The 21,429-nt window shown below is 72.8% G+C and carries 21 protein-coding genes; 7 read left to right on the top strand and 14 right to left on the bottom strand.

Annotation, left to right across the window (positions count from 1 at the left end):
- The 3 genes from FRZ03_RS37895 to FRZ03_RS37885 all read right to left on the bottom strand — a co-directional run.
- Window positions 1–258, bottom strand: a 258-nt coding sequence (locus FRZ03_RS37895) for an RNA 2'-phosphotransferase (protein ID WP_186785827.1), incomplete at its 3' end; no start/stop codon positions are given.
- 175 nt (window positions 259–433) lie between these two features.
- Window positions 434–2,191: an SDR family oxidoreductase gene (locus FRZ03_RS37890; protein ID WP_146469698.1), complete on the bottom strand. Its 1,758-nt coding sequence runs from the start codon at window positions 2,189–2,191 to the stop codon at window positions 434–436.
- Window positions 2,188–3,030, bottom strand: coding sequence for a M24 family metallopeptidase (locus FRZ03_RS37885; RefSeq protein ID WP_146469697.1), 843 nt, complete (start codon window positions 3,028–3,030; stop codon window positions 2,188–2,190). Before FRZ03_RS37885 ends, FRZ03_RS37890 begins: the two co-directional genes overlap by 4 nt.
- Window positions 3,031–3,276: 246 nt before the next feature.
- Here FRZ03_RS37885 and FRZ03_RS37880 point away from each other — a divergent pair, with 246 nt between their 5' ends.
- The 5 genes from FRZ03_RS37880 to FRZ03_RS37860 all read left to right on the top strand — a co-directional run bounded on the left by FRZ03_RS37880 (window position 3,277) and on the right by FRZ03_RS37860 (window position 7,100).
- Window positions 3,277–4,248, top strand: coding sequence for an ABC transporter ATP-binding protein (locus tag FRZ03_RS37880; RefSeq protein ID WP_146469700.1), 972 nt, complete (start codon window positions 3,277–3,279; stop codon window positions 4,246–4,248).
- Window positions 4,238–5,137: an ABC transporter permease gene (locus FRZ03_RS37875; protein ID WP_146469696.1), complete on the top strand. Its 900-nt coding sequence runs from the start codon at window positions 4,238–4,240 to the stop codon at window positions 5,135–5,137. Before FRZ03_RS37880 ends, FRZ03_RS37875 begins: the two co-directional genes overlap by 11 nt.
- A complete protein-coding gene (locus FRZ03_RS37870) occupies window positions 5,134–6,045 on the top strand; it encodes an ABC transporter ATP-binding protein (RefSeq protein WP_146469695.1) in 912 nt (303 codons plus the stop codon). The genes FRZ03_RS37875 and FRZ03_RS37870 overlap by 4 nt, the downstream gene beginning before the upstream one ends.
- A 10-nt stretch (window positions 6,046–6,055) precedes the next feature.
- A complete protein-coding gene (locus FRZ03_RS37865; protein ID WP_146469694.1) occupies window positions 6,056–6,775 on the top strand; it encodes an ABC transporter permease subunit in 720 nt (239 codons plus the stop codon).
- 82 nt (window positions 6,776–6,857) lie between these two features.
- Window positions 6,858–7,100 (top strand): SGM_3592 family protein, encoded by a 243-nt coding sequence (locus tag FRZ03_RS37860; RefSeq protein ID WP_146469693.1) that lies wholly within the window; start codon window positions 6,858–6,860, stop codon window positions 7,098–7,100.
- 103 nt (window positions 7,101–7,203) lie between these two features.
- Here FRZ03_RS37860 and FRZ03_RS37855 read toward each other — a convergent pair whose 3' ends face one another.
- The 9 genes from FRZ03_RS37855 to FRZ03_RS37815 all read right to left on the bottom strand — a co-directional run bounded on the left by FRZ03_RS37855 (window position 7,204) and on the right by FRZ03_RS37815 (window position 17,060).
- Entirely contained in the window at window positions 7,204–8,001 is a 798-nt protein-coding gene (locus FRZ03_RS37855; protein ID WP_146469692.1) for an HAD family hydrolase, read from the bottom strand.
- Window positions 7,998–9,275: a serine--tRNA ligase gene (gene serS / locus FRZ03_RS37850; RefSeq protein ID WP_070028795.1), complete on the bottom strand. Its 1,278-nt coding sequence runs from the start codon at window positions 9,273–9,275 to the stop codon at window positions 7,998–8,000. Before serS ends, FRZ03_RS37855 begins: the two co-directional genes overlap by 4 nt.
- Before the next feature lie 540 nt (window positions 9,276–9,815).
- Window positions 9,816–10,748: a prephenate dehydratase gene (pheA, locus tag FRZ03_RS37845; RefSeq protein ID WP_146469691.1), complete on the bottom strand. Its 933-nt coding sequence runs from the start codon at window positions 10,746–10,748 to the stop codon at window positions 9,816–9,818.
- Between the two features lie 143 nt (window positions 10,749–10,891).
- Window positions 10,892–12,172 (bottom strand): iron uptake transporter deferrochelatase/peroxidase subunit, encoded by a 1,281-nt coding sequence (efeB, locus tag FRZ03_RS37840; RefSeq protein ID WP_146469690.1) that lies wholly within the window; start codon window positions 12,170–12,172, stop codon window positions 10,892–10,894.
- 8 nt (window positions 12,173–12,180) lie between these two features.
- The gene (locus FRZ03_RS37835) at window positions 12,181–14,103 is read right to left on the bottom strand and encodes a copper resistance CopC/CopD family protein (RefSeq protein ID WP_146469689.1); all 1,923 of its coding nucleotides are present in this window, start codon (window positions 14,101–14,103) and stop codon (window positions 12,181–12,183) included.
- Window positions 14,104–14,116: 13 nt separating this feature from the next.
- Window positions 14,117–14,578, bottom strand: a complete 462-nt coding sequence (locus FRZ03_RS37830; protein WP_146469688.1) for a copper chaperone PCu(A)C — start codon at window positions 14,576–14,578, stop codon at window positions 14,117–14,119.
- The gene (locus FRZ03_RS37825) at window positions 14,575–15,234 is read right to left on the bottom strand and encodes an SCO family protein (RefSeq protein ID WP_146469687.1); all 660 of its coding nucleotides are present in this window, start codon (window positions 15,232–15,234) and stop codon (window positions 14,575–14,577) included. Before FRZ03_RS37825 ends, FRZ03_RS37830 begins: the two co-directional genes overlap by 4 nt.
- Window positions 15,235–15,336: 102 nt before the next feature.
- Complete coding sequence (locus FRZ03_RS37820) at window positions 15,337–16,080, bottom strand: YcnI family copper-binding membrane protein (protein WP_146469686.1); 744 nt, start codon at window positions 16,078–16,080, stop codon at window positions 15,337–15,339.
- 131 nt (window positions 16,081–16,211) lie between these two features.
- On the bottom strand, window positions 16,212–17,060 hold the full coding sequence (locus FRZ03_RS37815) for a hypothetical protein (RefSeq protein WP_186785826.1): 849 nt from the start codon (window positions 17,058–17,060) through the stop codon (window positions 16,212–16,214).
- Window positions 17,061–17,270: 210 nt separating this feature from the next.
- Here FRZ03_RS37815 and FRZ03_RS37810 point away from each other — a divergent pair, with 210 nt between their 5' ends.
- Both FRZ03_RS37810 and FRZ03_RS37805 read left to right on the top strand, forming a co-directional pair.
- On the top strand, window positions 17,271–17,708 hold the full coding sequence (locus FRZ03_RS37810; protein WP_146469685.1) for an ATP-binding protein: 438 nt from the start codon (window positions 17,271–17,273) through the stop codon (window positions 17,706–17,708).
- A gap of 15 nt (window positions 17,709–17,723) precedes the next feature.
- Window positions 17,724–18,287 carry a GNAT family N-acetyltransferase gene (locus tag FRZ03_RS37805; RefSeq protein ID WP_146469684.1) on the top strand — a complete coding sequence of 188 codons (564 nt, stop codon included), beginning with the start codon at window positions 17,724–17,726 and terminating at the stop codon, window positions 18,285–18,287.
- Window positions 18,288–18,543: 256 nt separating this feature from the next.
- Here the strand turns inward: FRZ03_RS37805 and FRZ03_RS37795 are convergent, their stop codons facing one another.
- Both FRZ03_RS37795 and FRZ03_RS37790 read right to left on the bottom strand, forming a co-directional pair.
- On the bottom strand, window positions 18,544–20,004 hold the full coding sequence (locus tag FRZ03_RS37795) for an aminopeptidase P family protein (RefSeq protein WP_146469682.1): 1,461 nt from the start codon (window positions 20,002–20,004) through the stop codon (window positions 18,544–18,546).
- Between the two features lie 179 nt (window positions 20,005–20,183).
- Window positions 20,184–21,429: PP2C family protein-serine/threonine phosphatase (locus FRZ03_RS37790; RefSeq protein WP_146469681.1), on the bottom strand; the 1,246-nt coding region annotated here is incomplete at its 5' end.

Here is a 21,429-nt window from a genome sequence, read left to right as displayed (position 1 = left end):
GAGGTCGACGGGGACGCTGTGGCCCTGGGCGGCGCGAATCCTGGTGCCGTCGATCGTGAAGCGCTGTTTGTCGTTGGTCGCCACCACGCGGGCCAGTTCCTCGCGGGTGAGGGGGAAGCCGTGGCGGGCCGCCGCGGTGATCAGCTCGTCGATGTCGGCCCAGCCGGCGGGGTCGAGGGTGAGGCCGATCCGGTCGGGCTGGTGGCGGAGGTGTCTGGAGAGGTATGTGGACACCTTGATGGTGCGTCGTTCCTCCATGCCCCCAGGGTGTGAGGGAGATGCGGATCACGCAGCTTGTTTTCGCGGAGAGGTTTGGTCCACAGGCAACGGGGGTTATCCACAGGGGAATTGACGAAACTGTGGACAACTGGCCTCGGGAAGACGGAGGTTGTGGGGAGCCCGGCCCGCGGCGGGCTCCCCACGCCCCCCGGCCTCACACCTTCGGCTCGACCCGGGCCAGCCGCCGCAGCGCCCCCGGCAGCACCCGAGACAAGGCGTGCGCCACCCGGGACTCCGGGGTCACCGGGACCAGCGGCTTGTTGTCCGCGATCGCGTCCAGGACGGCGGAAGCCACCTTCTCCGGCGGGTAGTTGCGCAGGCCGTACAGGCGGGCGGAGTTCTTCCGGCGGCGGGACTCCTCCTCCGCGTCGGCACCGGCGAAGCGGGCCGTGGCGGTGATGCCGGTGTTGACGATGCCGGGGCAGATCGCCGTCACGCCGATGGACCGCGAGGCGAGTTCCGCGCGCAGGCACTCCGACAGCATCAGGACCGCCGCCTTGGAGGTGCTGTAGGCGGGCAGGATCCGGGACGGCTGGTAGGCGGCGGCCGACGCGATGTTGACGATGTGGCCGCCCTGTCCGCGCTCGGCCATCCGCGCCCCGAAGAGCCGGCAGCCGTGGATCACGCCCCAGAGGTTGACGTCGAGGACGTTGCGCCAGTCCTCGGTCGTCGTGTCGAAGAAGGAGCCGGACAGGCCGATGCCGGCGTTGTTGACCAGCACGTCCAGCACGCCGTACGCGCGGTGCACCCGCTCGGCGAGCTTCTCCATGGCCTGCTCGTCGGAGACGTCCGCCGTCTCCGCCCAGGCCTCGGGCGCGCCGATCAGCCGGGCCAGTTCGGCGGTGCGGGCCGCGGCCTCCGCGTCCCGGTCGACGGCGATCAGCCGCGCGCCCGCCTCCGCGAACGCGAACGCCGTCGCCCGCCCGATCCCGCTGCCGGCGCCGGTGATCAGCACCAGCTGCCCGCCGAACCGGGCGGCATGAGCGCCGGTGGCCACCTGCTCGGCGCGGCCGCCCTCGACGGACGTCACGAACTCCTCGATCCACCCGGCCAGCTGGTCGGGCCGGGTGCGCGGGACCCAGTGCCTCGCGGCGACGGTGCGCCGGGTCAGCCGGGGCGCCCACCGTTCCAGGTCGTCGTAGAGCCGCTCGGAGAGGAACGCGTCGCCCTCGGGGACGATCAGCTGCACCGGCGCGTGCGCGTGGGCGTCCGGGCGGGGGTGGCGCAGCCGGGCGCGCACGTTGTCCCGGTACAGCCAGGCACCGTGGGCCGCGTCGGAGGGGAGGGAGGCGGTCGGGTAGTCGCCGCCGGAGACCTGCTCGGTCCGCTCCAGGATCTTCGGCCAGCGCTTGCCGAGGGGGCCGCGCCAGGCCAGCTCGGGCAGCGCGGGAGTGTGCAGCATGCCCACGTACCAGGACTTGGCGCCCTGCCCGAGGAGCTGGCCCACCCGGCGGGGCGTCGGGCGCCTGAGGCGGTCGTTGATCCAGTGCCCGAAGTGGTCCAGGGACGGCCCGGAGACGGAGGTGAAGGAGGCGATGCGGCCCTCGGTGCGGTCGACCGTGACGAACTCCCAGGACTGCACCGAGCCCCAGTCGTGGCCGACCAGGTGTACCGGGCGGTCCGGGCTGACCTCGTCCACGACGGCAAGGAAGTCGTCGGTGAGCTTGGCGAGGGTGAAGCCGCCGCGCAGCGGCTTCGGTGCCGTGGAGCGGCCGTGGCCCCGGACGTCGTACAGCACCACGTGGAAGCGCTCCGCGAGGCGCGGGGCGATCTCGGACCACACCTCCTTGTTGTCCGGGTAGCCGTGCACCAGGACCACCGTCGGCTGCCGCGGGTCGCCGAGTTCGGCCACGCTGAGCTCGATCCCGCCGGTCCGTACCGTGCGCTCTCGCGCGTCCTTCAGGGTCGTCACTTCTCCTCCGCCCAGCGCCGCACGTGCGGCAGCTCGTCGTCCAGCCAGAACGCGCTCTCCTCGGGGTCCTTCGAGTCGGTGACCACGAGGATCTCCTCGAACTTCGCGCCCGTGCCCCGGAAGCCGAGGTGCGGTTCGACCGCCCACAGGCCCGGCCGCGGCGGGTGGTCCGAGAAGCGGTACGGCGACCACAGGGGCGACCAGCCCTCGCGGTGGCCGTGCAGCGCGTCCGCGAGCAGGCCCTTCAGGGACTGTGTGCCGAAGCCGAACAGATGGGGCGCCCAGCGGCGCTCCTTCACCCGGTCCACCTTGTGGGCGATCACCCCGAAGGGGTAGGCGCGGTGCCGGTTGGCATAGCCCTGGCGGACCATCAGCCGGTCCACGTCCTCGTAGATCTCGCGCAGGGAGCGCCGCTCGCGCACCTCGCGCAGGATCAGCTCCCGGTGCGCCTCCAGATCGGCCAGCAGCCGGTCCTGCACCGGGTTCGCCCCCAGGGAGCCCGCGTAGCCGATGTCCGCCGTGTATCCCTCGTGGACCGGGGCCATGTCCAGGATGAACGGCATCCCGGGCGCCAGCTCGCGGTCGGTGGGGAAGAACTGGAGCGGGACGCGGAAGCCCGCGAACGCCGTACGGTCCCCGAACCAGGCGAACGGCAGGTGGAACCAGTCCCGTACCCCGCGCTCGCGCAGCCAGTCCCGCTGCATCCGCGCCGCCTCGCGCTCGGTCACCCCCGGCTCCAGCCGTGCCGCGACCGCCTCCGCGCACTCGTAGGCGAGGCGCTGCACCCGCCTGAATCCCCGCAGCTCCACGGAGAGTTCGCTGCTCACTGCCGTCGTCATGCCGCCTCGTCCCGTTGTCCGGCCGACTCGCCTGGTCGGCTGCGGTACGCGTCCGTAACTTGACGTACGTGAATCTCGCAGTTGTTAGAGGTGGCGTCAATAGGGGGGAGCGCAGGCCCGGGACAACTCAGGGTGGCCCCGGGCGGGGTGCCCCCTAGGGAGCCGTAATACCTGGGGCTGACCCCAAGACGGCTCTGTGGTCTGACGACCGGCGTGGTCCGGATCACTAACGTCGGGTGGGTGACTGTGATCGCGACCGAAAGCCTGAGCAAGCGGTTCCCCCGGGTGACCGCGCTCGACCGGCTGTCCGTGGACATCGGGGCCGGTGTGACCGGACTCGTCGGAGCCAACGGCGCCGGCAAGTCCACCCTGATCAAGATCCTGCTGGGGCTGTCCCCCGCCACCGAGGGCAGCGCCCGGGTGCTCGGGCTGGACATCGCCACCGAGGGCGCCGCCATCCGCGAGCGCGTCGGCTACATGCCCGAGCACGACTGCCTGCCGCCGGACGTCTCGGCCACCGAGTTCGTCGTGCACATGGCCCGGATGTCGGGGCTGCCGCCCACCGCGGCGCGCGAGCGCACCGCGGACATCCTGCGCCATGTCGGCCTCTACGAGGAGCGCTACCGACCCATCGGCGGCTACTCCACCGGCATGAAGCAGCGGGTGAAGCTCGCGCAGGCCCTGGTGCACGACCCCAAGCTGGTCTTCCTGGACGAGCCGACCAACGGCCTCGACCCGGTCGGCCGCGACGAGATGCTCGGCCTGATCCGCCGGGTCCACTCCGACTTCGGCATCTCCGTGCTGGTCACCTCGCACCTGCTGGGCGAGCTGGAGCGGACCTGCGAGCACGTGGTCGTCATCGACGGCGGCAAACTGCTGCGCGCCAGCTCCACCACCGACTTCACCCAGACCACGACCACCCTCGCGATCGAGGTCACCGACAGCGACACCCACCCCGACGGCACCCGGGCGGTGCGCGAGGCGCTGGCCGCGCGCGGGGTGGAGGTCACCCACGAGGGCGCGGGCCTGCCCGGCGCGGGCCACATCCTGCTGCTGACCGCCGCGGGCGAGCAGACGTACGACCTGGTGCGCGACGTGGTCGCCGACCTCGGGCTCGGCCTGATCCGCATGGAGCAGCGCCGGCACCACATCTCCGAGGTGTTCACCGCCGGCAGCACGGACGAGCAGCGGAAGGAGGCCGTCGGCCATGGCGGTTGAGCAGCCCCTCACGGGCGAGACGACCCGTATCCACGACATCGGCTACCGCGGCTACGACGGCCCGCGCCTCGGCCGCTCCTACGCCCGCCGCTCCCTGTACTCGCAGTCCCTGCGCGGCGCCTACGGCCTCGGCCGCTCGGTGAAGTCCAAGGTGCTGCCGATGCTGCTGTTCGCGGTGATGTGCGTGCCCGCCGCCATCATGGTGGCCGTCGCCGTCGCCACCAAGGCGCACGAACTGCCGGTCGGCTACACCCGGTACGCGATCATGATGCAGGCCGTGATCAGCCTGTACGTCGCCTCGCAGGCGCCCCAGGCCGTCTCCCGCGACCTGCGCTTCAAGACGGTGCCGCTGTACTTCTCCCGGCCCATCGAGACCGCCGACTACGTCCGCGCCAAGTTCGCCGCGCTCGCCTCGGCGGTCTTCATCCTCACCGCCGCCCCCCTGCTGGTGATGTACGTGGGGGCGCTGCTGTCCAAGCTGGGCTTCGCCCACCAGACGAAGGAATTCGCCGAGGGACTGGTCTCCGTAGCCCTGCTCTCCCTGCTCTTCGCCGGCATCGGCCTGGTCATCGCAGCCGTCACCCCGCGCCGCGGCTTCGGCATCGCCGCCGTGATCGCCGTACTGGTCATCTCCTACGGGGCGGTGTCCACCCTCCAGGCCATCGCCACCACCCAGGGGCACGACGGCGCCGTCCCGTGGATCGGCCTGTTCTCGCCGGTCACCCTGATCGACGGCGTCCAGTCCGCCTTCCTGGGCGCGACCACCCGGGCCCCCGGCGGGGTCGCCCCCACGACCGGACAGGGCGTGGTCGCCGTCCTCGTCACCCTCGCACTGATCGCCGGCAGCTACGGCCTGCTGCTGCGCCGCTACAAGAAGGTGGGACTGTGACGACCCTCAGCATCGACCATGTCTCCCGCTGGTTCGGCAACGTGGTCGCCGTCAACGACATCACCATGACCATCGGACCCGGCGTGACCGGTCTGCTCGGCCCCAACGGCGCGGGCAAGTCCACCCTGATCAACATGATGGGCGGCTTCCTCGCCCCGTCCACCGGCACGGTCACCCTCGACGGGCAGCCGGTGTGGCGCAACGAGCAGATCTACCGGCACATCGGCGTCGTCCCCGAGCGGGAGGCGATGTACGACTTCCTCACCGGGCGCGAGTTCGTCGTCGCCAACGCCGAGTTGCACGGCCTCGGCGACAAAGCCGCCCAGCGGGCCCTCGCCACGGTCGAGATGGAGTACGCCCAGGACCGCAGGATCGCCACGTACTCCAAGGGCATGCGCCAGCGCGTGAAGATGGCGAGCGCCCTGGTGCACGACCCGTCGCTGCTGCTGCTGGACGAGCCGTTCAACGGCATGGACCCGCGCCAGCGCATGCAGCTGATGGAGCTGCTGCGCAGGATGGGCGACGAGGGCCGCACCGTGTTGTTCTCCTCGCACATCCTCGAAGAGGTCGAGCAGCTCGCCCGGCACATCGAGGTCGTCGTCGCCGGACGGCACGCGGCCAGCGGCGACTACCGCAAGATCCGCCGGCTGATGACCGACCGGCCGCACCGCTACCTGGTGCGCTCCAGCGACGACCGCGCCCTCGCGGCGGCGCTGATCGCCGATCCGTCCACCTCCGGCATCGAGGTCGACCACGCCGAGGGCGCGCTGCGCATCCAGGCCGTCGACTTCGGCCGCTTCACCGCCCTGCTGCCGAAGGTCGCCAGGGACCACGGCATCCGGCTGCTCACGGTCTCGCCGTCGGACGAGTCCCTGGAGTCCGTCTTCTCGTACCTGGTCGCGGCGTAGGAGGCCGAAGATGTACGACCCCACCGTCGCCCGGCTCACCTACCGGGCCCTGCTCGGCCGTCGCCGGGCCCTCATCCTCGGCGCGCTGCCGCTGCTGCTCATCGTGATCTCCGTGGCCGTCCGCGCGCTCAGCGGCGCCGACGACCAGACGGCCGCCGACGTGCTCGGCGGGTTCGCCATCGCCACGATGGTGCCGATCATCGGTGTCATCGCGGGCACGGGCGCCATCGGGCCGGAGATCGACGACGGCTCCGTCGTCTACCTGCTGGCCAAGCCGCTGAAGCGGCCGGCGATCATCTTCACCAAGCTGATCGTGGCCATCGCCGTGACCATGGTGTTCTCGGCGGTCCCGACGTTGATCGCCGGGCTGATCCTGAACGGCAACGGCCAGCAGATCGCCGTCGCCTACACGGTCGCCGCGCTGGTGGCCTCCATCGCCTACTCGGCGCTGTTCCTGCTGCTCGGCACGGTCTCGCGGCACGCCGTGGTCTTCGGTCTGGTGTACGCGCTGGTCTGGGAGGCGCTGTTCGGCTCCCTGGTGCCGGGCGCGCGCACGCTGAGCGTCCAGCAGTGGGCGCTGGCCGTCGCGCACAAGGTGGCCGGGGGCGACCTGGTCACGTCCGACGTCGGCCTGACCACGGCCGTCGTGCTGCTGGTCGCGGTGACGGTGCTGGCCACCTGGTACGCCGGCCAGAAGCTGCGTTCGCTGAAGCTCGCCGGGGAGGAGTGAGCGCCCCCCTGTGATCTTGACAGGGACTTCATCCCCGTCCGCGCACACTGGGCAAATCGGATGTATGGCGAGGAGGCCGGGAATGGCGGAGGAGACGCCGAGCGGAGGCGGGGGGTTCGAGGGGGATGCCTTTGACGGGCTGGTCCTGGACGAGGCCTTCGTCCGTGCCGCGGAGGCCTCCGAGCCGTCCGCCCGGGCGCGGATGCTGGCCGCGCGCTGGCGCGCCGAGGCCCCCGAGCCTCAGCCCTGGCGCTCGGACGAACCGCCCGCGGGGTGGTTCTTCAGCAGGGCGCGGCGCCGGCGGTGGCGCAGAAAGGGCGACTGAGGCGCCGCGCGGGGCACGCGGGGCGCCTCGCCGTACGGATCTGCGCCTCGCCGTGCGACCTGCGCGGACGCGCCCGCGCCCGGCCTGATCCGAACGAGAGGCCCTAGGTCAGCAGGGTCTCCAGGACCGCCGCGATGCCGTCCTCCTCGTTGGAGGCCGTCACCTCGTCGGCCACCGCCTTCAGCTCCGCGTGGGCGTTGGCCATGGCCACGCCCCGGGACGCCCAGGCGAACATCGGGATGTCGTTCGGCATGTCGCCGAAGGCGATCGTGTCCGCGGCCCGCAGGCCGAGACGGCGCGCGGCCAGCGAGAGACCCGTGGCCTTGGACAGGCCGAGCGGGAGCAGTTCCACGATCCCCGCGCCGGCCATGACGACGCTGACGAACCCGCCCGCCGCCTGCCGCGCCGCCTCCGCCAGCTCGTCGTCCCCGAGCGTCGGATGCTGGATGTAGATCTTGTTCAGCGGGGCGGCCCAGAGGTCGGACGCGTCCGTGAGGGGCACGGCCGGCAGCGGGCCCGCGACCGCGTACCCCGGCCCCACGAGCACATCGCCGTCAAGCCCGTCCCGGCTGGCCGCCAGATGCAGCGGGCCGACCTCCGCCTCGATCTTGGCGAGGGCGACCCCGGCCAGCTGCCGGTCCAGGGTGACCGAGGTCAGCAGGCGGTGCGCGCCCGCGTCGTAGACCTGGGCGCCCTGGCCGCAGACGGCGAGGCCCCGGTAGCCGAGGTCGTCGAGGACGTGCCGGGTCCAGGGGGCGGCCCGGCCGGTGACGACGATGTGCGCCGCGCCCGCCGCGGCCGCCGCGGCGAGCGCGTCACGGGTGCGCCGGGAGACCGATCCGTCCGAGCGCAGCAGCGTCCCGTCGAGGTCGGTGGCGACGATCCCGTAGGGGAAGCTCACTTGGCCACCGGCTCCAGGACCTCCCGGCCGCCCAGGTAGGGGCGCAGCACCTCGGGGACCCGGACGGACCCGTCGGCCTGCTGGTGGTTCTCCAGGATCGCGACGATGGTGCGCGGCACGGCGCACAGCGTGCCGTTGAGCGTGGCGAGCGGCTTGACCTGCTTGCCGTCGCGGACCCGGATGGACAGCCGCCGGGACTGGAACTCGGTGCAGTCCGACGTCGAGGTCAGCTCGCGGTACTTGCCCTGGGTCGGGATCCACGCCTCGCAGTCGAACTTGCGGGCCGCCGAGGAGCCGAGGTCACCGGAGGCGACGTCGATCACGCGGAACGGCAGCTCCAGCGAGGTCAGCCACTGCTTCTCCCAGTCCAGCAGGCGCTGGTGCTCCGCCTGGGAGTCCTCCGGGGCGACGTACGAGAACATCTCGACCTTGTCGAACTGGTGGACGCGGAAGATGCCCCGGGTGTCCTTGCCGTGCGAGCCGGCCTCGCGGCGGAAGCAGGGCGAGAAGCCCGCGTACCGCAGCGGCAGCTTGTCGGCGTCGATGATCTCGTCCATGTGGTAGGCCGCGAGCGCCACCTCGGAGGTGCCGACCAGGTACAGGTCGTCCTTGTCCAGGTGGTAGACGTCCTGCGCGGCCTGGCCGAGGAAGCCGGTGCCGGCCATGGACTGCGGGCGGACCAGCGCCGGGGTGAGCATCGGCGTGAAGCCGGCCGCGGTGGCCTGGGCCATCGCCGCGTTCACCAGGGCCAGCTCCAGCAGGGCGCCGACACCGGTGAGGAAGTAGAAGCGGGAGCCGGAGACCTTGGCGCCGCGCTCGACGTCGATCGCGCCGAGCCGCTGGCCCAGCTCCAGGTGGTCCTTGGGCTCGAAGCCCTCGGCACCGAAGTCGCGGATGGTGCCGTGCGTCTCCAGGGTGACGAAGTCCTCCTCGCCGCCGACCGGCACGTCGGGGTGGACGAGGTTGCCGAGCCGGAGCAGCAGCTCCTGGGTCTCGGCGTCGGCCGCGTCGCGCTCGGCGTCGGCGGCCTTGACGTCGGCCTTCAGCTGCTCGGCGCGCTTGAGCAGTTCGGCCTTCTCGTCACCGGTGGCCTTGGGGATCTGCTTGCCGAGCTGCTTCTGTTCGGCGCGCAGTTCGTCGAAGCGGACGCCGGAGGACCTGCGCCGCTCGTCGGCAGACAGGAGGGAGTCGACGAGCGCGACGTCCTCTCCACGGGCGCGCTGGGACGCGCGCACACGGTCGGGGTCCTCACGGAGCAGGCGAAGGTCAATCACAGGGCCAAGGCTACCGGTGCCGGGTTGCCGCTCACGAATCACTATTCCGGCGCGCTTGGATTTGCGGCTTACGGTGCGTTATGCGCTAATTGCCGACCGTGTCAAGGGAAAGTGTCTCACTCCCTGGGACGAGGCAGGTCCCGGGCGCTCTGTTGACCGGATTTCCTTGTGGAGAACGGGATTTGGGTGCTGGGTTGTCCACAGAAATCCACACCCTGCGAAGAGTTATCCACAGGGTGTGGGGAAGGGCTGTGGATGCTGGAATTGATCACTCCGGAACTCTCCCGGGTGGGTCGTGGGCGTGCAGAATTCCCCGTTCAAAGTGCATCGAGACCCACTTTCGGGTGGAAAACGGTCGTCCCAAAAGATGAACCGAAGGAAACGGATGGACGAAGAGCGCGTCAGGTGATGCTTGCCCCGTCTGGACCCTGTGGGGCGATTTGTCGACTGGATCACCCCGCGCTGTCGACTTGTCCCCAGGTCGAGAAGGGCACCTGTGGATAACTCCTGTGGATAACGATGATCCGCAGGTAGGACTGGCTAGAAGCGGCCGTCCTGGCAGCGCGCCACCCAGTCCGCCGCCCGCATGAACTCCTCGTCCGAGGTCCCGGGCTGCGCGGGCCCGGCCTGCCCCGGCTCCATGTCGGCGCGCGGGTACGAACCCAGGAAGCGCACTTCCAGGCAGATCCGCTTCAGACCGGTCAGCGCCTCCGCCATCCGCCGGTCGGAGATGTGGCCCTCGGCGTCGACGCAGAAGCAGTAGTTGCCGATTCCGGCGCCGGTCGGCCGGGACTGGAGCAGCATCAGGTTGATGCCGCGCGAGGCGAACTCGCCGAGCAGATCGCGCAGTCCGCCGGGGTGGTCGGCGCGCTGCCAGAGCACCACCGAGGTCTTGTCGGCGCCGGTCCGCGCGGCGGGCCGGGCCGGACGGCCGACCAGCACGAACCGCGTCTGCGCGTTCTCCGCGTCGTGGATCCCCGTCTCCAGGGCCTCGAGACCGTACCGGGCGGCGGCGAACTCGCCCGCGAAGGCGGCGTCGTAACGGCCCTCCTGGACCAGCCGGGCGGCGTCCGCGTTGGAGGCGGCCGACTCCCAGACGGCGTCCGGGAGGTTGGCCTTGAGCCAGTTGCGCACCTGGGGCTGGGCCGCGGGGTGGGCGGAGACCGTCTTGATGTCCGCGAGCTTCGTGCCCGGCCGGACCAGCAGCGCGAAGGTGATGGAGAGCAGCACCTCGCGGTAGATCGTCAGGGGCTCGCCCGCGACCAGGCCGTCCAGGGTGGCGGTGATGCCGCCCTCGACCGAGTTCTCGATCGGCACGAACGCGGCCTCGGCCTCGCCGGCCCGCACCGCGTCCAGCGCGGACTGCACCGACACGTACGGGATCAGCTCCCGGGTGGCCGCCTCCGGCAGCGTCCGCAGGGCCACCTCGGTGAAGGTGCCCTCCGGGCCGAGATACGCATAGCTCGCTGGCATGGTCCTCACCCTAATGGCCGTCGGCCGTCGTGGCTCAGCCGTCTCATGACAGCCACTCGACAGGGTGGTTTGATCCCGGAAAGTCCGCAGAGCGCACAGGGCGTCGGCTAGGGGATCGGGCCCGTCGAAAGCCGGGGACCGGCTCAGCCCTCCAGCAGCCGCTGCCCCACGTACTCGCCCTTCGACGCCCCGCCCGGCACCGCGAACAGCGCGCTCGCCTCGTGCCGGATGAACCGCGACAGCGCGTCGCCGCGGTCGAGCTTGCGCTGCACCGGCACGAAGCCCCGCAGCGGATCGGCCTGCCAGCAGACGAAGAGCAGACCGGCGTCCGGGGTGCCGTCCGCGTCGAAACCGTCGTGGTAGGAGAACGGGCGCCGCAGCATGGCCGCCCCGCCGTTCTTGTCCGGCCGGGTGATCCGGGCGTGCGCGGTGAGCGGGATCACGTACTCGCCCCGGGCGTCGGTCTTGTCCAGCTCCATCGGGCTGGTCTCCCCGCCCCCGGTCAGCGGCGCCCCGTCGGCCTTGCGGCGTCCTATGACCTGCTCCTGGGCGGCCGTCGACAGCTTCTCCCAGTCGTCCAGCAGCATGCGGATCCGGCGCACGACGGCGTAGGAGCCGTGCGCCATCCACGCGGGCTCCCCCGAGGCGGGCACGAAGATCTGCTGTTCGAAGGCGGCGTCCGTCGGCTTCGGATTGCCGGTGCCGTCGATCTGGCCCATCAGGTTGCGGGCCGTCATCGGGTGGGCGGTGGCGCCCGGGGTGCGGTTGAAGCCGTTCACCTGCCAGCGCACCCGTGCGGCCGAACCGGCGTCCTTCTGGATCGCGCGCAGGGCGTGGAAGGCGACCAGGGCGTCGTTCGCGCCGATCTGCACGAACAGATGGCCGTCGCTGCGCGCCTTGTCGAGGCGGTCGGAGGAGAAGGCCGGCAGCGGGTCGAGCGCGGTGGGCCGCTGCTTCTCCAGGCCGGTGCGGGAGAAGAAGTCGTGGCCGAAACCGAAGGTGACGGTCAGCGAGGAGGGGCCCGCGTCGCGCGCCACGGCGGTGTCGTCGTGCGGGGCCGGCTCGCCCGCCATCAACCGCTCGGCCGTCGCCGACCAGCGGCGCAGCAGGGCCGCCGCCTCCGCGCGGCCCGCGCCCGCCGCCAGGTCGAAGGCGACGAGATGGCCGCACGCCTGGAGCCCCTCGGTGATGCCGGGCTGATGTTTCCCGTGAAACATCGCCCGGTCGGAGCCGACGGAGGTGAGCGGGGTGGCCTGGGCGGGCGCGGTGGCACGGCCGATGGCGCCGCCCGCCGCGCCGAGCACCAGCCCGGTGGCCCCCGCGGTGCCGAGCAGGGTGCGCCGCGAGACGCCGACCGCCTCGCCGCGGGCCGCGTTCGCCGGGGCCTCGGGGGTGCGGGCCGCCGGGATGGACTGTTCGGTCATGGTCTGGTTCAGCCGATCTGCGCGTTCTTGGAGACGGTCACTTCGTCGATGTCGGAGGTGCGCACGGTGACGGCGACCTTCCAGTCGCCGGCCATCGGGATCTGCACCGAGTCCGCGGACCAGTGGCCGGTGGTGATGTGTTCGGTGGTCACGGTGAGCGGGCCGATCTTCTTCGCCTCCAGGGTGAGGGCGACCTTCACCTCGGGGACGTCGAAGGGCCGGCCATCGGGCCTGCGGACGAGCAGGTGCAGCTGGTTGGTGCCCGCGCGGGCCGGGTCGAGGTCGAGGGCGACCACACCCTTGCCGTCGGCGCCGCCCGTGTCGAAGGGCAGGGTCAGGGTGCCGTTCGGGACCGGCGTGGCGGAGCCGGCGGAGGTGGCGGCCCTGGCCTCCTGCTCGGTGCGGCCGGACTCGGTCTGCGTCAGCGCGGTGGTGACGGCGAGCAGGACGACGGCGACGGCGGCCTCGGCGAGCACCGAGCGGCGCAGCCCGTAGCGTCCCGTGTCCCCGTCGCGCAGCCGCTTGCGCCGGGCGGTGTCCATCGCGGCCCGCTGCCGGGCGAGCTGGGCGGCACGCCGGGCGTCGCCGGAGTCCCGCGGGCCCTCGTCCGCCGCCTTCGCGTCCTGCCCGGGGGCCGTCGACGCGGCGACGCTTTCCTTGTCGGCCTCCGCCTCCTCGGCCGTCGCGCCGCCCGCGGCCCGGTCGGTGAGCCGCCCGGTCCACCGCCGGGACACCGAGGCGATGCCGACCATGAGCGCCACCAGGGCGATCTTGGCCAGCAGCAGCTGTCCGTACCGGGTGCCGGTGAAGGCGGACCAGGAGCCGAGCTGGCGCCAGGACTGGTAGACGCCGGTGACGACGAGGGCGAGCACGGAGCCGAAGGCCAGCCGGGAGAAGCGCCGCACGGCCGCGGCCTCCACCGGGGTGTCGGCGGGCGCCCGGTACAGGGCGACCAGGAGCGCGGTGAGCCCGCCCAGCCAGGCGGCGACGGCGAGCAGATGGACGACGTCCACCGGCATGGCGATGCCCGGCTGGAGCCCCACCGAGGCATGCTCGGACACCGCCCAGCTGGTCGCGAGCCCGGCCGCCACGACCACGCCCCCGATCCCGAGCCCGAAGGTCAGGTCCCGCTTCTCCGCGCCGTCCTCGCGCCGCTGGTAGGAACCGAAGAGGACGGCGATGAACAGCGCGCCGGCGGCGAGCAGCAGCAGCCGGGAGACCAGGGCGGCGCCCGGCTTGGTCTGGAGCACCTGGCCGAGCAGCCCGAGGTCGAAGACGTCGGCGAGCTTGCCGGTGGTGGTGTAGGAGCCGCGCAGCAGCAGCAGCCACAGGGTGGCCGCGGTCAGCGCCAGCCAGCCGCCGACCACCAGCCGTTGCAGGGCGCGCACGCCCGCGCCGCGCCGCCAGCAGACCAGCACGAAGGCGGCGCCGCCCGCGAGCACGATGAAACCGGCGTACGACACGTACCGCCCGAAGGCGTAGAGGCCGCCGACGATCCCGCCGCCCACGGCCGTCGCGGCGGCGGGCACCACGGTCTTCGAGGGCGCCCCGACGGAGAAGGTGTAGGCCCCGGAGACGGGGTGGCTGTCGGCGGAGACGACCTGGTAGGTGACCGTGTACGTCCCCTTGCCCAGGCCGCTTTCGAGGTTCACGGCGTAGGTCGTCCCGCGCACGTCGGCGGGCGCGCCGGTCTGCACCGGTCTGCCCTTGGGGTCGAGGACCCGCACGGAGCCCTCGTTCATCGCCACCTTCTCGGAGAAGGTGAGCGACACCCGGGCGGGCGGCTGTGCGACCACCACCCCCTGCGCGGGGTCGCTGCCGGTCAGCGCCGCGTGCGCGGAGGCCGGACCGGCCCCCGCGAGCAGCGCGCCGATGACGGCGAGGAGCAGCAGCAACAGGTTCCGCGGTCGGGGGGTGATGGTCCGGGTCACGGTGTCCCTTCCCTCAGTGGCCGGTCGACGGGTGGTACGTGGCGGACTCCACCGGCATCCGGACCGTGAGCGGCCCGGATGCGGCGAAGGTGAGCTTCAGGGTGACCGTCTGGCCCTGCTTCGGCCGGTGCCGGAGCTGCTCGAACATCAAGTGGTTGCCACCGCTCTTGAAGACGAGCCGGCCATGGGCGGGTATCGGGAAGGAGGACTCCTCCCGCATCGCGCCGCCCACGGTGGAGTGCATCGTGACCCGACCGGCGGCGGCACTGGTCACCGAGGTCAGTTCGTCCTTCGCGCCGCCCTTGTTGGTGATCGTCAGAAAGCCGGCGGCCATGTCGGCCGAGACCGGCTGGGGCATGTACGACCCGCTCACCGACAGCTCGGCCTTCGCCGGCGCCGGCTTCGAGCAGCCCGCGAGGGCCAGCGCGCCGGCGAGGGCGGCGGCCGTGGCGAGGACCGCAGGGCGACGGCTCACGGCTTGGCTCCCTCGATGAGCTTGGGCAGGTCCTTGATGTAGTCGTCGACCGTGGCTTCCTCGCCGATGAGCACGTAGCCGCCGTCGGTCTTCGGTGAGAAGGCGACGACCTGGGTGCCGTGCACGGAGACCAGCTTGCCGTTCTTGTCCTTCGTCGTCGGTTCGACCGAGATGCCGACGGAGCGGGCGGCGGCCTGGACGGTCTTGAAGTCGCCGGTCAGGCCGATGAACCGCGGGTCGATGCCCTTGAGCCAGCTGCCGAGCGCGGCCGGGGTGTCACGGCCGGGGTCGGTGGTGACGAAGACGACCCGCAGGTCGTCGCGCTGGGCCGGGGTCAGCGACTTCTGGGCGGCGACGGCGATGTTGCTCATCGTCGTCGGGCAGATGTCGGGGCAGTGCGTGTAGCCGAAGTAGAGCAGGGTCGGGTGACCCTGGGTCTCCTTGCGGAGGTCGTACTTCTTGCCGTGGGTGTCGGTGAGCACCAGGCCGGGCTTGTCCCAGGGCTGGTCGAGGACGGTGGCGGGGCCGCGCTGGCCGGCCTCCTGGGAGACCATGGAGACCGGTGACTGGCTCCCGGAGTCCTGGCTGCCGCAGGCGGTGAGGGTCAGGGTGGCGGCGGCGAGCAGTGCGGCCGCGGCGAACGTCTTCTTGCGCATAGAAAAATGTCCCAGATGTGAGATCTCCGGCGCGCACCGGGGTCGTGCGGGGGCTTGCGAGAAGCCTGGCACGACCCCGGCGCGCGCTGTGGAACGGTGGGCTCAGGCGGTGCGGCGGCGTCCGGCGAGGACGCCGTAGGCCACGCCCGCGGCGCCGACGACGATGCCGGCCACGCCGAGCACCCGGGCAGTGGTGTCACTGCCGCCGCCGGAGCTGGTGGCGGCCGTGCCCCCGGTCTTGTCGGCGGCGGAGCTCGCCGTCCCGTGCTCGCCGGCCGGGGCGGTCAGCTGGAGCACCGGGGCGGGGTTCTGCGGCTCGTCCTGGCCGGGCCGCGGTACCTCGATCCAGCGCACCACCTGCTTGTCGGAGTACGTCTGGAGCGCCTTGAACACCAGCTGGTCGGTGTTCTCGGGCAGGGCGCCGACGGAGAGCGGGAACTTCTGGAAGTAACCGGGCTCGATGCCCTTGCCGTCGGCGGTCCAGGTGACCTTGGTGACGGCCTGGTCGATCGTGTCGCCGTGCACGGTCAGCGGCTTGGCCAGCTTGGCCTTGGTGACCTGGACGTGCCAGCCCGGCACCGGCTCGGCCATCACGGAGGCCAGCGGGTGGTCGGCCGGAAGGCTGACCTCGACCTTCGTGGTCGAGGCGTCGTCGCGCTCATTGGGGACCTTGAAGTCGACGACCGCGTAGCCGCCCTTGGCCGCGGCGCCCTCGGGCTGCACGGTCACATGCGCGAAGGCGGGGGCGGACAGGGCGAGCACGGCCGTGCCGGCGACGGCGGCACCCGCGGCGAGCCGGGCGGCGGTACGACGGGACGCGAGGGACGCGATGGGGAAAACCTGCATGACAGGAGCGCTCCATGGTGAGAGTTCCGGTGAGGAAGGACGGCGCGCGAGCGCGCGCGGGCCGCGCGACGGCGGCCGCCTTCCCCTCGGCTCCCGGAGCTGTCCCGGGGCAGGGTGGCGGGCGCGTCGCGTCAGGCGGCGAGTCGCAGGCCGGCGGCGGGCGGGCCGCGCCGGATCACCGTGTGCTGGAGCGTGAGGGTGCGCGGGGCGGGCGGCTCGTTCCGGTGGCCGCGCCGGCCGCGCGGGCCGGGCTCGGCGGCGGGCAGCAGCCCGGCGCACAGGGCGTGCGCCAGCGCCAGCGCCGCGCGCAGGGAGCGGACGAGGGCCGCCTCGGCGACGCCGTGCGCCGACAGTTCGAGCAGCCGCCCCACGGCCAGGTCGCCGCGGCGCAGCAGCCAGCCGACGGCGACGGCCGCGAGGACGTGGCCGAGCAGCATCGGCAGCGAGGGCAGCAGGCCCCCGAGGGCGCCGGTGGCCTCGGCCGCGTGCGGCGCGGGCAGCGGAGCCGGGGCACCCACGGGCCGGCCCGAGCGGTCGATGAGGCGCGCGGCGAGCAGCAGATGGAAGGAGTGGCCCGGGGTGAGGGCCGAGACGTTCGCCCCGCACAGCAGCCGTGAGGCCTGCTCGACCAGCGCGGTGTCGGTGAGCGTGGCGCCCGCCGGCGCGGACGGCCCGGAGGGCATCGCGCCCATGGCCATGGCCCCGTGCTGGCCCAGTCCGAACAGCGCGTGCAGCGCGGTCTGCCCGAGTGCGAGGAGCGCGGCGATGCCCGGCAGCGAGCGGGCCCGCCCGGTGAGCGGGGCCACCAGCAGCAGACAGCCGAGGAAGCCCACGCCGAGCGTCCACAGCGGCACGCTCGCGCAGGAGGCCAGCGCGTGCCCGGCCGCGGCCAGCACGACGCAGACCGCGGCGAAGACCGCGGCCCGCGGCATCCGGAGCCCGGCTCCGGAACGCGCCGTGCGCGCGTGGGGGGCAGACATGGCGGGCACATCATCCCACTGCGCCCCCGGGAGTCCTACGTCAGGGGCGGGAGATTCCCCCTTGGTCCACCGATCGGGTACGTCCCTCACGCGCCGTTTCCTCCCGGACCGCGTCGGCTGTACGGGCCGGTCACCTCGGCCGTGTGCTTACGGCCCTCCACGGACGGCAATACGTAACGGTATGTCGAGCCGCGGCCGGGAGGCTGGAGCATGAGCATGTGGTGGTCACTCCATCTGCGGCGCGAGGCGGCGAGCGTGCCGCTCGCCCGGCGGCTGCTGCTCGGCACCATGGAGACGGCCGGGGTGGACCCCGAGATCTCCTACGACCTGTCCGTCGCCCTCGGCGAGGCCTGCGCGAACGCCGTCGAGCACGGCGGGGCCGGCGGCACCCCGGCGGTGTACCGGGTGACCGCGTACCTCGACGGCGAGAAGTGCCGTATCGAGGTGACGGACTCCGGGCCCGGCTTCGCGCACACCCGTCGGATCCGGCCCGCCCGCCCGGACGCCGAGCACGGCCGCGGCCTGGCGCTGATCCGTGAACTCGCCGACCACGTCCACATCGGCCCCAAGCCCGGCCGCCGCGGCACGGTGGTCAGCTTCGACAAGATCCTCAAGTGGCGCGACGACGCCCCGCTGCCGGCGGTGTAGCCGCATAGTGGGGGAATGCGCATCGACGACGGGGAACTGACGGCCGGGGTGACGCTACGGCTGCTCTCGGCCGGGGACGAGGAGGCGCTGGCGGCCGCGTACACCGCCAACCGCGCCCACCTCGCGCCATGGGATCCGGTGCGGCCGCAGACCTTCTTCACCCCCGAGGGGCAGCGGCAGCGGATCCAGGGACTGCTGCGGCAGCACGCCGAGGACTCGGTGGTGCCCTGGGTGTTCGAGGAGGCGGACGGGCGGATCGTCGGGGCCATCACCCTGACGGGGATCTCCCGGGGGCCCTTCTGCAGCGCGCACCTGGGCTACTGGGTCGCCGCCGACCGGCAGGGCCGGGGTCTGGCCTGCGCGGCCGTGGCGCGGGTGTGCCGGCTCGCCCGGGACGAGGTGGGGCTGCACCGGATCGAGGCGTCCACGCTGGTGGAGAACGCCGGTTCGCAACGGGTGCTGGCGAAGTCCGGGTTCGAGCAGATCGGCACGGCACCCGACTACCTGCACATCAACGGCCGCTGGCGCGACTGCCGGCTCTTCCAGCGCATCCTGCACGACCGGGACCCCGTGCTCTAGGGTCTTTCGTTTGGATCAGGCCGGGCTCGCGGGGCCCGGCACGCGCATCTGCGGCGTTGTCGTCGGTCGCCGACTTCCCCACGCTCGGCTTCGCTCGCGCGGGGGCACCCCCAGCGCGTCGACTCCCTCCTCCGCCTTGCATCTGCACGCACCGGGCCCCGCTCCCTGATCCGGCCCGATCCAAACGAAAGACGCTAGGCCGCGGGGCGGCGAAACGGCCGGGCACCCGCCCGGTGCCCGGCCGTTTTCGGACGGCTCAGCCCTTCAGGGCGGCCATCCACGCCTCGACCTCGTCGGAGCGGCGCGGCAGACCGGCCGAGAGGTTGCGGTTGCCGGACTCCGTCACCAGGATGTCGTCCTCGATCCGGACGCCGATCCCCCGGTACTCCTCCGGCACGGTGAGGTCGTCGGCCTGGAAGTACAGGCCCGGCTCGACGGTGAGCACCATGCCCGGCTCGAGCACGCCGTCCACGTACGTCTCGGTGCGCGCGGCGGCGCAGTCGTGGACGTCCATGCCGAGCATGTGGCCGGTGCCGTGCAGGGTCCAGCGGCGCTGCAGGCCCAGCTCCAGGACGCGCTCGACCGGGCCCTCGACCAGACCCCACTCGACCAGCTTCTCGGCCAGCACCCGCTGCGCGGCGTCGTGGAAGTCGCGGTACTTGGCGCCCGGCTGCACCGCCGCGATGCCGGCCTCCTGGGCCTCGTACACCGCGTCGTAGATCTTCTTCTGGATCTCGCTGTACGTGCCGTTGATCGGCAGGGTGCGCGTGACGTCGGCGGTGTAGAGGGTGTGCGTCTCCACGCCGGCGTCGAGCAGCAGCAGGTCGCCGGAGCGGACGGCGCCGTCGTTGCGGACCCAGTGCAGGGTGCAGGCGTGCGGGCCGGCGGCGCAGATGGAGCCGTAGCCGACGTCGTTGCCCTCGACGCGGGCGCGCAGGAAGAAGGTGCCCTCGATGTAGCGCTCGCTGGTGGCCTCGGCCTTGTCGAGGACCTTCACCACGTCCTCGAAGCCGCGCACCGTGGAGTCCACGGCCTTCTGCAGCTCGCCGATCTCGAACTCGTCCTTGACCAGCCGCATCTCGGAGAGGAAGACGCGCAGTTCCTCGTCGCGCTCGGCGGTGACCTTGTCGGTCAGCGCCGCCTCGATGCCGGCGTCGTACCCGCGCACGACCCGCACCGGGCCGGTGGCCTCGCGCAGCGCGTCGGCCAGCTCGCGCACATCGGCGGCCGGGATGCCGTACAGCGCCTCGGACTCGGCCAGGGAGTGGCGGCGGCCGACCCACAGCTCGCCCTGGCCGTCGAGCCAGAACTCGCCGTTCTCGCGGTTGGAGCGCGGCAGCAGGTAGACGGTGGCCTCGTGGCCCTCGCCCCTGGGCTCCAGGACCAGGACGCCGTCCTCGGTCTGGTTGCCGGTGAGGTACGCGTACTCGACGGACGAGCGGAAGGAGTACTCGGTGTCGTTGGAGCGGGTCTTCAGGTTGCCCGCGGGGACGACCAGGCGCTCGCCCGGGAAGCGCGCGGAGAGCGCGGCGCGGCGGCGCGCGGTCTCGGCGGCCTGCGGGATCGGCTGGAGATCACGCAGCTCGGTGTCGGCCCAGCCGGACTGCATGTTCTCGGCAAGCTCGTCGGAGACGCCCGGGTACAGGCCGTTCTTCCGCTGCTTGATGGGCTCTTCGGACTCGGTCTCCGGGGTCGCCGGGTTGAGCTCGTCGGCCACGTGATCCTCCTCGGTACGGCGTGTGATCTTCCCCCGGCGGTCCCCGGCGCCCGCCATGGTTGGGCCACGGCGTCGGGGTGGGGGACCCCCATCATCGTACGGTCGTACCGGCGGGGAACGGGGCGGATGACCTGTTGTGCCGGGCCGCGCCCGGCCGGGGCCGGGGCAAAGGGGCCCGCTCAGTCGAAGCGGGCCGCCAGCAGCACCACGTCCTCCTCGCCCTCGGCCGGGTCCCGGCCGTCGGGCAGCACCGCGCGCAGCACATGGTCGGCGACCGCCCCCGGGTCCTGCCGCAACGCCCGGGGAACGCTCGCCGCGGCCGTGTGCAGCCGGGCGAAGGCGCGGTCCATCGGGTCGCCGGTGCGGTGCAGCAGCCCGTCGGTGTACAGCAGCACCGTCTCCCCGGCCTCGGCCTGGATCTCCACGCTGGGCGCCTCCCAGCAGGAGAGCATGCCGAGCGGCGCGGAGACGGAGGTCTCGGCGAACTCGGTGCGCCGCTCCCCGGTCAGCAGCGGCGGGCTGTGCCCGGCGCCGGCCAGGGTGACCCGGCGCAGCGCGGGCTCGCAGTAGGCGAACAGGGCGGTGGCGCAGCGGGCGGGCTCGGTCAGCCGCAGCAGCAGCTCCAGGTCGGACAGGACGGCGACCGGGTCCTCGCCCTCCATCACGGCGTAGGCGCGCAGGGAGGCGCGCAGCCGGCCCACGGCGGCCACCGCGCCCGGTCCGGAGCCGGTGACCGAGCCCACGGACAGGCCGAGCCCCGCGTCCGGCAGCGGCAGCGCGTCGTACCAGTCGCCGCCGCCGCGCGGCCCGGTGCGGTGCCGGGCGGCGAGCCGGACGCCGGCCACGCGGGGCAGCCGGGAGGGCAGCAGCTCCTCGGTGATGGCCGCCATGCAGGCGCGGGTGCGCTCCAACTCGCCCAGTCTGGCCAGGTGTTCGGTGGCGTGGCGGACGTAGAGGCCGGCCAGGTGGCGCTGCCGCTCATGGGGTTCGGCGGGCTCGTCGTAGAGCCAGACGGCGGCGCCGAGGCGGCCGGCGCCGTCGGTGGCGAGCGGCAGGGCGTAGCTGGCGGCGTAGCCGAGCCGGGCGGCGACCTCGCGGTGCCGGGGGTCGAGGCCCTCCTCGGCGAAGAGGTCGGGGTGGACGCTCTCGCTGCCGGGGGCGGTGTCGTACGGCAGCGCGGCACGCGGGACGGTCTCCAGGTGGCCGAGGTCGGCGCGGCCGAGGCCGAGGCCGGTGGCGGCGCGGGGACCGAGTCCGTCGCCGGGGTCCAGGACGACGAGGCCGCGGCGGGCGCCGACGAGGGCGGCTCCGGCGCGCAGCAGTTCGTCGAGGGCGGACTCCAGGGCGTCGGTGCGGGTGAGCCGCTCGGTGAGTTCGTGGAGCGTGGTGAGGTCCGAGACCCAGCCGGCCAGCCGGTCCTGGAGG

Origin of the sequence: Streptomyces misionensis (assembly GCF_007896895.1) — a bacterium.
GTDB classification, from domain to species: Bacteria; Actinomycetota; Actinomycetes; order Streptomycetales; family Streptomycetaceae; genus Streptomyces; species Streptomyces misionensis_A.
The sequence above is the reverse complement of the archived record's forward strand: the minus strand, read 5'-3'. Positions and strand labels throughout refer to the sequence as shown.

Coding starts and splice junctions, on each gene's coding strand:
- FRZ03_RS37885 (WP_146469697.1), bottom strand. CDS start 3,030: ATGACGACGGCAGTGAGCAGCGAACTCTCCGTGGAGCTGCGGGGATTC.
- FRZ03_RS37875 (WP_146469696.1), top strand. CDS start 4,238: ATGGCGGTTGAGCAGCCCCTCACGGGCGAGACGACCCGTATCCACGAC.
- FRZ03_RS37865 (WP_146469694.1), top strand. CDS start 6,056: ATGTACGACCCCACCGTCGCCCGGCTCACCTACCGGGCCCTGCTCGGC.
- FRZ03_RS37860 (WP_146469693.1), top strand. CDS start 6,858: ATGGCGGAGGAGACGCCGAGCGGAGGCGGGGGGTTCGAGGGGGATGCC.
- pheA (WP_146469691.1), bottom strand. CDS start 10,748: ATGCCAGCGAGCTATGCGTATCTCGGCCCGGAGGGCACCTTCACCGAG.
- efeB (WP_146469690.1), bottom strand. CDS start 12,172: ATGACCGAACAGTCCATCCCGGCGGCCCGCACCCCCGAGGCCCCGGCG.
- FRZ03_RS37825 (WP_146469687.1), bottom strand. CDS start 15,234: ATGCGCAAGAAGACGTTCGCCGCGGCCGCACTGCTCGCCGCCGCCACC.
- FRZ03_RS37820 (WP_146469686.1), bottom strand. CDS start 16,080: ATGCAGGTTTTCCCCATCGCGTCCCTCGCGTCCCGTCGTACCGCCGCC.
- FRZ03_RS37815 (WP_186785826.1), bottom strand. CDS start 17,060: ATGTCTGCCCCCCACGCGCGCACGGCGCGTTCCGGAGCCGGGCTCCGG.
- FRZ03_RS37810 (WP_146469685.1), top strand. CDS start 17,271: ATGAGCATGTGGTGGTCACTCCATCTGCGGCGCGAGGCGGCGAGCGTG.
- FRZ03_RS37805 (WP_146469684.1), top strand. CDS start 17,724: ATGCGCATCGACGACGGGGAACTGACGGCCGGGGTGACGCTACGGCTG.